Source organism: Candidatus Methylomirabilis sp. (genome assembly GCA_036000645.1).
Classification (GTDB): domain Bacteria; phylum Methylomirabilota; class Methylomirabilia; order Methylomirabilales; family JACPAU01; genus JACPAU01.
This window is the reverse complement of record DASYVA010000078.1, coordinates 1-8,736: the sequence shown is the minus strand read 5'-3', so window position 1 is coordinate 8,736 and position 8,736 is coordinate 1. Positions and strand designations below refer to the sequence as shown.

The following is an 8,736-nucleotide window of genomic DNA, read 5'->3' as shown; positions in this document are numbered from 1 at the left end:
GGTCCACGTCGCAGAAGACCGGCCTCGCCCCGAGGTAGCTCACCGCCTCGGCCGTCGCGATGAAGGTGAAGGCCGGCAGGATGACCTCGTCCCCGGGCCCGATCCCCGCCGCCCTGAGCGCCAGGTGCAGGGCATCCGTTCCGGAGGCCAGCGCCACGGCGTGGCGGCAGCCGCAGTAGGCGGCGACCTCGGCCTCGAGCGCCTCCCCCTCGCTCCCGAGGATGAATGCCCCGCTCGCGAGGACGCGAGCGATGGCGGCATCGACTTCGCCCCGGATTTCCCCGTACTCGGCCTGGAGGTCCAGGGGGGGAATCGTCGTCTCTGCAGTCATGCTCCGACCTTTAATGGCAAAGACTTACGGGGTGCAAGAGCCTTGCCAAACACTCGCCGAGCCGGGCCGGCTGGCGAGCACTCCGTCCGATAGCCCACCGCCGGGCCTCAGGCGGCCACCGTAACAGGAAAACCTCATCCCGACAAGCAGTTACCGTTGGGGGGGCGTGCCGAGGGCGGCCACGAGGGCCTCGGCGAGGGCGGGGATGGTATGGGCCGCCGGGAGGATGTCGGGGTGCAGCCCGTGACGGCGCGCCGCCTCGGCCGTCACCGGGCCGATGCAGGCAATCCGGACACCGTTGAGGGAGGTCGGGAGGTCCTCTCCCTTGAGCATTTCGACGAAGTTCTCGACGGTCGAGGAGGAGGTGAACGTGACGGCGGCAACGCGTCGCCCCTTCAGGGCCTCCCTGAGGGCGGCTGCGGCCGTGGCGTCGGGGACCGTCCGGTAGACCGGGATCACGTCCACCGTGGCGCCGCGCCGCCGGAGCTCCTCCGGGAGGGTCTCCCGGGCGACCTCGGCGCGGGGGAGGAGCAGGCGCTTGCCGGCAACCGGCTCGTTCCCGAGAGCCGTGAGCAGCCCCTCCGCTGTGAACTCCTCCGCGACCCGGTCCGCCCGCATGCCGTAGGCGGCGAGCGCCTCGGCGGTGGCGGGGCCGATCGCGGCGAGGCGGCAGGACCCGAGCGCCCGCCAGTCCAGACCGCGCGCGCCGAGCCGCTCCGCGAAGGCCCGGACCCCGTTGGCGCTGGTGAAGAGGACCCACGCGTAGCGGTCGAGGTGGGCCAGCGCCTCATCCAGGGGGGCCCAGGAGGGCGGGGGCTCGAGGGCGATGGCGGGGGCCTCGAGGACCTCCGCCCCGGCGGCTTCGAGGAGGCGGGCGAAGACGCTCGCCTGCTCGCGCGCCCGGGTGACCACCACGGTCTTCCCGAAGAGGGGCTTGCGTTCGAACCAGTTGAGGACCTTCCGGAGGCCGACCACCTCGCCCACCACCGTGATGGCGGGCGGGGAGAGCCCCGCCGCCTCCACCTTCTGGACGATGTCCGCCAGGGACCCGACGACGGTTTGCTGCCGAGGTGTCGTTCCCCAGCGGATGACCGCGACCGGGGTCTCCGGCGAGCGCCCCTGGGCGATGAGCTGCCGCGCGATCGTGGGGAGGGTCCCGACGCCCATCAGGAAGACCAGGGTCCCGATCCCTCGAGCCAGAGCCTCCCAGGAGACACCGGACTCCTCCCGCATGGGGTCCTCGTGGCCGGTCACGAAGGCGACCGTGGAGGTCAGGTCCCGGTGGGTGAGGGGGATGCCGGCGTAGGCCGGGACGGCCACGGCCGACGTGACCCCCGGGACGACCTCGAAGGGGCAGCCGACGGCGGCGAGTGCCTCCGCCTCCTCCCCCCCGCGTCCGAAGATGAAGGGGTCCCCCCCCTTGAGGCGCGCCACTACCTGCCCGGCCCGGCAGCGCGTGACGAGCAGGCGATTGATCTCCTCCTGGGGCATCCCCGGTGCCCCCCCCCGCTTCCCGGCGAAGATCCGCTCGGCATCCGCCCGGGCGTGCCGGAGCAGCGCCGGGTTGGCCAGGGCGTCGTAGATCACGACGTCAGCCTCCTCCAGGCAGGCTTTCCCCCGGAGGGTGAGGAGGCCGGGGTCCCCCGGTCCCGCGCCGATGAGATAGGCCTTGCCCATCCCCGGCATGGCGCTTATCCCCCCTCCCCCGCCAGCTCGCGGAGGATCCGGTCGGCTCCCCGGGCCAACAGGCGCTCGGCAAGGGCCGTCCCGAGGAACTCGGCCTCCAGCGCGGCGCCGGTCAACTCGTCCCGAACGAGCGCCTTCCCGTCCGGCCGGGCCACGAGGCCTGCGAGGGTGAGAAGCTCCCCCCGCACGGTCCCGTAGGCGGCGATGGGGACGTTGCAGCTTCCCCCCAGGCGCTTGAGGAGGGCCCGTTCCGCCGTCACGGCGATCCGGGTGGGGCCATCCTCGAGGACCGCCACGAGGGAGGCGGTCGCGCGATCGTCCCCGCGAATCTCGAGGCCGAGTGCCCCCTGGCCCGGGGCAGGGAGGGAGACCTCCAGGGGGAGGGGGATCGCCTTCTCCGGCTCGAGGCCGAGCCGCCTGAGGCCTGCCGCCGCGACCACGACCCCGTCGAGGCTCTCTTCCCCGAGCTTCCGGAGGCGCGTGTCCAGGTTTCCCCGGAGGGGGACCACGGAAAGGTCCGGGCGCCGATGGAGGAGTTGGGCCTGCCGCCGCAGGCTGCTGGTGCCGACCCGCGCCCCCGGCCGCAGGTCCTCCAGGGAACGGGCCTCCCGGGCCACCAGGACATCCCCCCCCTCCTCCCGGGCCGTGATGGCTCCGAGCACGAGGCCGCGGGGCAGGAGGGTGGGGAGGTCCTTCATGCTGTGGACCGCCAGCTCGATCCCCCCCGTGAGCAGGGCCTCCTCGATCTCCTTGACGAAGAGTCCCTTCCCCCCGACCTTCGCCAGGGGGACATCCTGGATCCTGTCCCCGCTCGTCCGGATCACGGTGAGCTCTACCCGCAGGCCCGGGTGGGCGCCCTCGAGGCCCGCGGCCACCCCCCGGCTCTGGGCCAGCGCGAGCGGGCTCCCCCGCGTCCCCATCCGGAGGGTCGCCCGACCGGCCCGGGCCGGGGCCGAGGCGCCATCCGCGCTCATGCGGTCATGGCTCCTGCTCCTCCAGGCCGAAGAGGCGCCGGAGGGCGCTGATGGTGATGTGGCCGTCCCGGCGCGCCGACTGCCGCTTCAGCTCGATCATCGGGTGGTGGAGGACCTTGTTCACGATGCTGTGAGCCAGCTGGCGGACGACGGCCTGCTGCTCCGGCGGCAGATCGGCTAACCGGTGCAGGGCCTTGCCCAGCTCCTGGTCCCGGATCGCCTCGACCTTCTCCCGGAGCGTCTGGATGGTAGGGACCACGTCCAGGCTTCCCAGCCACTGGGTGAAGGCTTCCACCTCCCGCTCCACGATGGCCTCGGCCAGGGTGGCTTCCTGCTCCCGCAGCTTCTGGTTGGCCGCCACGACCGTCTCGAGGTTGTCGATGTTGTAGAGGTAGACGTTGTCGATGGCGTTGACGTCGGCCGCGATGTCGCGGGGCACGGCAATGTCAATCAAGAAGAGCGGGCGCTGCCGCCGGGCCCGGATGATCTGCTCCACGTCGGCCCGGGTGAGGAGGGGGTGGGGGGCGGCGGTGGAGGCGATGACGATGTCCGCGCCGAGGAGCTCCTCCTTGAACCGGTCGAACCGAACCGCCCGCCCGCCGAGCCGGCCAGCCAGCTCGAGGGCCCGCTCGTAGTGCCGGTTGCTGACCAGGATGGCGGAGACCCCCTCCTCCTTGAGGTGGTGCGCGGCCGCCTCCGACATCTCCCCCGCCCCCAGGACCAACACGGTCCGCCCCGCGAGGAGGCCGAAGATCTGCCGGGCCAGCTCGATGGCGACGGTGGCCACGGAGACCGGGGAGGCCCCCACGGCGGTCTCCGTCCGGATCCGCTTCCCGACCCGGAGCGCGCGTTCCATCAGGGCGGCCAGGACGGGACCCACGGCCCCGGCGGCCACGGCCGCCTGGTAGGCGTCCTTCACCTGCCCGAGGATCTGCGGTTCCCCCACCACCAGGCTGTCCAGGCTGGCGGCCACCCGGAAGGCGTGCCGGACGGCGCCGGCGGCAGTGTGGCGGTAGAGGTGGTCGGCGAAGGCAGCCGCCGGCAGGCGCGCCCGGGCCGCCAGGAGCGCCTCGATCGCCTGCCGGGCCGCCCCCACCTCGTCCACGACGGCGTAGACCTCCACCCGGTTGCAGGTGGAGAGGAGGAGGCGCTCCAGGATCGAGGGCTCCTTCCCCAGGGCCTCCAGCGGGGCCGCCAGGTCGGGGGTGGGGACGTGCAGCCGCTCCCGGAGCTCGAGAGGGGCTGTCTTGTGGTTGCAGCCGACGACCAGGATCTCCATGGTTAGTTCAGGCGGGGTGGGCCCATGAGGCTCACGCCGAGGAAGGTAAAGAGGACGGCACCGAACCCCACGATGGAGAGGATGGCCGCCTTGCGGCCGCGGATGCCCTTGTTCAGCCGGGCCAGGAGGAGGAGGCCGTAGATCATCCAGGTGAGGAGGGACCAGGTCTCCTTCGTCCCCCAGATCCAATAGGCGCCCCAGAGCTGCTTTCCCTGCAGGGAGCCGAGGATGATCCCCAGGGTCAGGAGGGGGAAGCCGAGCCACAGCGCCTGGTAGGCGGCCGCGTCCAGCACCTCCAGGGGGGGGAGCCGGAAGGCGAGGGGGCCCGGCGCCTTCGCCTTGAGCTGCCGCTCCTGCACCAGGTACATCAGCCCCACGCCGAAGATGAAGGCAAAGGCCGCCGATCCCAGCATGACCAGCGTGACGTGGATCCAGATCCAGGCGTTCTGGGCGGCCGCCCGGGCGACCTCGCGGGGGAGGAGCGCGGCGGCCCCGGTGAAGCCGGCCACGAGGGGGAGGAGGAAGGCACCGACCAGGCGGTTGCCGGAGCGGATCTCGGTCGTCAGGGAGAGCAGGGCCAACGCCCAGGCGGAGAAGGAGAGGGCCTCCCCCAGATTTCCCAGGGGGGGCCGGCCCATCTCGACCGTCTCGAGCGCGAAGCTGAGGGCGTGCAGGAGGACCCCGGCGACCGTCAGCCGGGTGGCGGCCCGCGCCAGCGGGAGCCGCCGCGTGGCCAGGAATCCCACGGCGGCGGCACCGGCAGCGAGGTAGGCCACGAAGGCGAGGGCGAAGGCGGCCCCGCTCACGGGCGCTCCGGGGCCGCGGGAGCCGCCTCGCGCAGCAGGGACGCCAGCCGCGTTCGCGCGGCCTGCTCCCCCCCCTCCCGGAGTGCCCGGTGGAGGTCTTCCGGGAGGCGGGTCAGGAGGTCGTGGCGGCGCTTGGGATCCGGTACCCCCCGCAGGACTTCCCGCCGCGCCTCTCCCAGCAGGCGGGCCAGCGCGGCGTACTCCTCCCCCACCTTCTCCTCCAGCTCCGCCCGCAGCCGCCTGGCCAGGGCGGGACTGGCGCCGCCGGTGGAGACGGCCACGGCGAGATCGCCCCGCTTCAGGGTGGAGGGGACCAGGAAGGTGCTACGGGAAGGATCGTCGGCCACGTTGACCGGGATGCCCGCCGCCTCCGCGGCCGCCGCCACGGCGGCGTTGACCGCCGGCTCGTCGGTCGCCGCGAAGGTGAGGAAGGCCCCCTCCAGGTCGGCTGGCGCGAACGGACGACTCCGGTGGACCAGGTGCCCGGCCGCCGCCTCTGCGGCGAGGGCCGGCGTGAGGGTGGGGCTGACCACCCGGACCAGCGCCCCCTGTTCGAGGAGGCCGCGGACCTTCCGCTCCGCCACGGCCCCCCCGCCGACCACCAGGCAGAGCCGCCCCCGCACCTCGACGAAGATGGGGTAGCCGTGGGCCATCCGGATACGCCTTCACTTGCCCCGCCGGGGGCTCCCCTCCAGGAGGCCCTTCACCTCCGCCACGAACTCGTTCACGTCCTTGAACTGGCGGTACACGGAGGCGAACCGGACGTAGGCCACCTCGTCCAGGTCGTGGAGCCGCCGCATGATGCGCTCGCCGATTTCGGTGGAGGTGATCTCCCGGTCCGGCTTCTCCGCCAGGAGCGCCTCCACATCGTCCACGATGGCCTCCAGCTGGTTCACGCTGACCGGGCGCTTCTGGGTCGCCTTCAGCAGGCCGCTCAGGATCTTGTGCCGGTCGAAGGGCTCGCGCCGCCCGTCCTTCTTCACGACCATGAACTGGATCTCCTCGATCCGCTCGTAGGTGGTGAAGCGCCGGTGGCAGTGGAGGCACTGGCGGCGGCGGCGGATGACCTCCCCGTCTCGCCCCTCCCGGGAGTCCACCACCTTTTCCGTGTTGCTCCCGCAGAAGGGGCACCGCACGGGGGCCTCCGGAGCCTAGGCCTTCGCCGCGCGGGCGAGGCGCTCGGGGTAGAGGGGGAACGCCTGGCAGAGTTCCCGCACCTTGGCCGCCACGTGCGCGAGCCGGGCGGTATCCTCCACGTCTTGCAGCACCTCCGCGATGAGCTGCCCGATGAGGCGCATCTCTTCCACCCCCATCCCCCGGGTGGTGACGGCCGGCGTGCCGATCCGGATGCCGCTGGTCACCGCCGGCGGTTGCGGGTCGAAGGGGATGGCGTTCTTGTTCACGGTGATCCCGGCCCTCCCCAGGGCCGCCTCGGCCACCTTCCCGGTGAGCCCCTTCGGCCGGAGGTCCACCAGTATCAGGTGGGTGTCCGTCCCCCCCGCCACCAGGCGGAACCCCTGGCGGTGGAGCTCCTCCGCGAGCGCCGCGGCGTTGGCCACGATGCGGCGCTGGTACGCCTTGAACTCGGGAGTCAGGGCCTCCTTCAGGGCCACGGCCTTCGCCGCGATGATGTGCATGAGGGGCCCGCCCTGCATGCCCGGGAAGAGCATCTTGTTGATGGCGGGGGCGTAGGCGGCCTTGCAGAGGATCATCCCCCCCCGGGGGCCGCGGAGCGTCTTGTGGGTGGTGGTGGTGACGAGCTCCGCCAGCGGCACCGGGCTCGGGTGGAGACCGGCCGCGACCAGTCCGGCGATGTGGGCGATGTCCGCCACCAGGACCGCCCCCACCTTGTCCGCCACCTCCCGGAACCGGCCGAAGTCGAGCGTGCGCGGGTAGGCGCTCCCCCCGACCATGATCAGCTTGGGGCGGACCTCCTCCGCGCTCTTCGTCAGGGCGGCGAAGTCCACCTGCTCGGTCGTGGGGTCCACGCCGTAGGGGACGATGCGGAAGAAGCGGCCGGAGAAGTTGACCGGGCTCCCGTGGGTGAGGTGACCCCCGTGGGAGAGGTTCAGGCCCATCATGGTGTCGCCCGGCTGCAGGACGGCGAAGTAGGCCACCATGTTGGCCTGGGACCCGGAGTGCGGTTGGACGTTGGCGTGCTCGGCGCCGAAGAGCGCCTTCGCGCGGTCGATGGCCAGCTGCTCGGCCTCATCCACGAACTCGCAGCCGCCGTAGTAGCGCTTCCCCGGGTACCCCTCCGCGTACTTGTTGGTGAGAGGGGAACCGGCGGCCTCCATCACCGCCTCGCTCACGAAGTTCTCGGAGGCGATCAGCTCCAGGCCGTCGGCCTGGCGCGCCGTCTCCCGATCGATGATGGCCGCGATCTCCGGATCTACCTCGCGGAGCCGCATCCCCGCGCCCCTCCTCTTTGTGCTGGCCGCACCGTCCGCCCGCCGTCTCATGGAGCTTCCAACCGCTCCCGCAGATCCCTGGGGACGGTGAAGAGCCGCCCGTGGATCTGCGGCGAGTAGAACCGCAGCCCCCCCGGCTCGGCCGCCGCCCGGGAGAGGCGCGCCGCGAACCGCTCCTCCAGGAGGGCCGGATCCGGGTAGAGTGACTCCCGGCTGGCCGCCGCCACCAGGAACCCCCACTCCGCCCGGAAGGAGGGGATGTAGGTGGTGTAGGACCGGCAGTGGGGGAAGATGAGCTGGAGGGCTCGCCGGATGGCGGCGTGCCCCTCCCAGTCCCCCGGGTTGAGCTCGAGCGCCTGCAGGGCCAGGATCCCCGGCTCGCGGAGCCGGGAGCGGATGGTCCGGTAGACCTCGGGACCAAAGTCGGCGGTCACCGGATCGGTGATGTCCAGCACGATCACGTCGAAGCTGCCCGCTTCCTCCCGGAGGTAAACGCGGCCGTCCTCGTGCAGGAGCTGGACCCGCGGGTCGTCGAAGGCGCCCCGGTGCCACTCGGGGAGGTGCTCCCGGCAGAGGGCCACGATCTCCTCGTCCAGGTCCACCATGACCGCCTCCTGGACGGACCGGTGCCGGAGGACCTCCCGGAGCGTCGCGCCCTCCCCGCCTCCGATGATGCAGACCCGCCGGGGAGCCGGGTGCATCAGCATGGCGGGGTGGACCAGCGCCTCGTGGAAGATGTGCTCATCCAGGGCGGCCGACTGGATCTTCCCGTCCAGGATGAGCATCGTGCCGAACTTGGCGGTCTCCAGGATTTCCACGACCTGAAACTTAGTCCGCCCGAAATAGCGCGCGTGCTGGTAGGCGTAGGCGTGCGCCTCGTGCTCGTCGATCCGGTCAATCAGCCAGTGCCAGGTCCGATCGAGCGTCATGGCGAACCTCGCGGCGGGCGGCGCGGGATCCGGGATCTGGCGGCGCCGGATGCGCCCGGGAGGAAGGCGGCGAGGCCTCCTCGCCGCGGCGGACGGCAGGAGGGCGGGGTCCCAAAAGTTCGCAAAAAGCCTCGCAGAAACGCAGGAATTCTACGGGAGGGGGGCCGGATTGTCAAGGAGGAAGGGGCCGGGATGTAGAGAGCACATGATCTGACCGCTCCCGAGAGCACGTGAACTGACCGCTCCCCAACGAGCCTGGGGTGTGGCCCAATGGCCAGCCAGGAGGTTGGCCATGGGCTATCCCCCCGAGGTGGTGGAGC

The 8,736-nt window shown here is 72.1% G+C and carries 9 protein-coding genes; all 9 read right to left on the bottom strand.

Going from position 1 to position 8,736, the window contains the following annotated elements; genetic code table 11:
• The coding region (locus VGT06_04555) for an aminotransferase class I/II-fold pyridoxal phosphate-dependent enzyme (protein HEV8662401.1) at positions 1-331 on the bottom strand (331 nt) is incomplete at its 3' end.
• Positions 332-481: 150 nt separating this feature from the next.
• The gene (gene cobA / locus VGT06_04550) at positions 482-2,017 is read right to left on the bottom strand and encodes a uroporphyrinogen-III C-methyltransferase (GenBank protein HEV8662400.1); all 1,536 of its coding nucleotides are present in this window, start codon (positions 2,015-2,017) and stop codon (positions 482-484) included.
• Positions 2,018-2,022: 5 nt separating this feature from the next.
• Positions 2,023-2,991 (bottom strand): hydroxymethylbilane synthase, encoded by a 969-nt coding sequence (hemC, locus tag VGT06_04545; GenBank protein ID HEV8662399.1) that lies wholly within the window; start codon positions 2,989-2,991, stop codon positions 2,023-2,025.
• A gap of 4 nt (positions 2,992-2,995) precedes the next feature.
• A complete protein-coding gene (hemA, locus tag VGT06_04540; GenBank protein HEV8662398.1) occupies positions 2,996-4,270 on the bottom strand; it encodes a glutamyl-tRNA reductase in 1,275 nt (424 codons plus the stop codon).
• A 2-nt stretch (positions 4,271-4,272) separates the two neighbouring features.
• Positions 4,273-5,076, bottom strand: a complete 804-nt coding sequence (locus tag VGT06_04535; GenBank protein HEV8662397.1) for a cytochrome c biogenesis protein — start codon at positions 5,074-5,076, stop codon at positions 4,273-4,275.
• Complete coding sequence (locus VGT06_04530; GenBank protein HEV8662396.1) at positions 5,073-5,729, bottom strand: bifunctional precorrin-2 dehydrogenase/sirohydrochlorin ferrochelatase; 657 nt, start codon at positions 5,727-5,729, stop codon at positions 5,073-5,075. Before VGT06_04530 ends, VGT06_04535 begins: the two co-directional genes overlap by 4 nt.
• A gap of 12 nt (positions 5,730-5,741) precedes the next feature.
• On the bottom strand, positions 5,742-6,212 hold the full coding sequence (gene nrdR / locus VGT06_04525) for a transcriptional regulator NrdR (GenBank protein ID HEV8662395.1): 471 nt from the start codon (positions 6,210-6,212) through the stop codon (positions 5,742-5,744).
• Positions 6,213-6,227: 15 nt separating this feature from the next.
• Positions 6,228-7,487 carry a serine hydroxymethyltransferase gene (gene glyA / locus VGT06_04520; protein ID HEV8662394.1) on the bottom strand — a complete coding sequence of 420 codons (1,260 nt, stop codon included), beginning with the start codon at positions 7,485-7,487 and terminating at the stop codon, positions 6,228-6,230.
• A gap of 47 nt (positions 7,488-7,534) precedes the next feature.
• Positions 7,535-8,416, bottom strand: a complete 882-nt coding sequence (locus VGT06_04515) for a spermidine synthase (GenBank protein HEV8662393.1) — start codon at positions 8,414-8,416, stop codon at positions 7,535-7,537.
• Positions 8,417-8,736: the final 320 nt, after the last annotated feature.

Bases quoted from the DNA above. Each gene is read 5' to 3' on its own strand.
- glyA (HEV8662394.1), bottom strand. From the start codon at position 7,487: ATGCGGCTCCGCGAGGTAGATCCGGAGATCGCGGCCATCATCGATCGG.
- hemA (HEV8662398.1), bottom strand. From the start codon at position 4,270: ATGGAGATCCTGGTCGTCGGCTGCAACCACAAGACAGCCCCTCTCGAG.
- hemC (HEV8662399.1), bottom strand. From the start codon at position 2,991: ATGAGCGCGGATGGCGCCTCGGCCCCGGCCCGGGCCGGTCGGGCGACC.
- cobA (HEV8662400.1), bottom strand. From the start codon at position 2,017: ATGCCGGGGATGGGCAAGGCCTATCTCATCGGCGCGGGACCGGGGGAC.
- VGT06_04515 (HEV8662393.1), bottom strand. From the start codon at position 8,416: ATGACGCTCGATCGGACCTGGCACTGGCTGATTGACCGGATCGACGAG.
- VGT06_04530 (HEV8662396.1), bottom strand. From the start codon at position 5,729: ATGGCCCACGGCTACCCCATCTTCGTCGAGGTGCGGGGGCGGCTCTGC.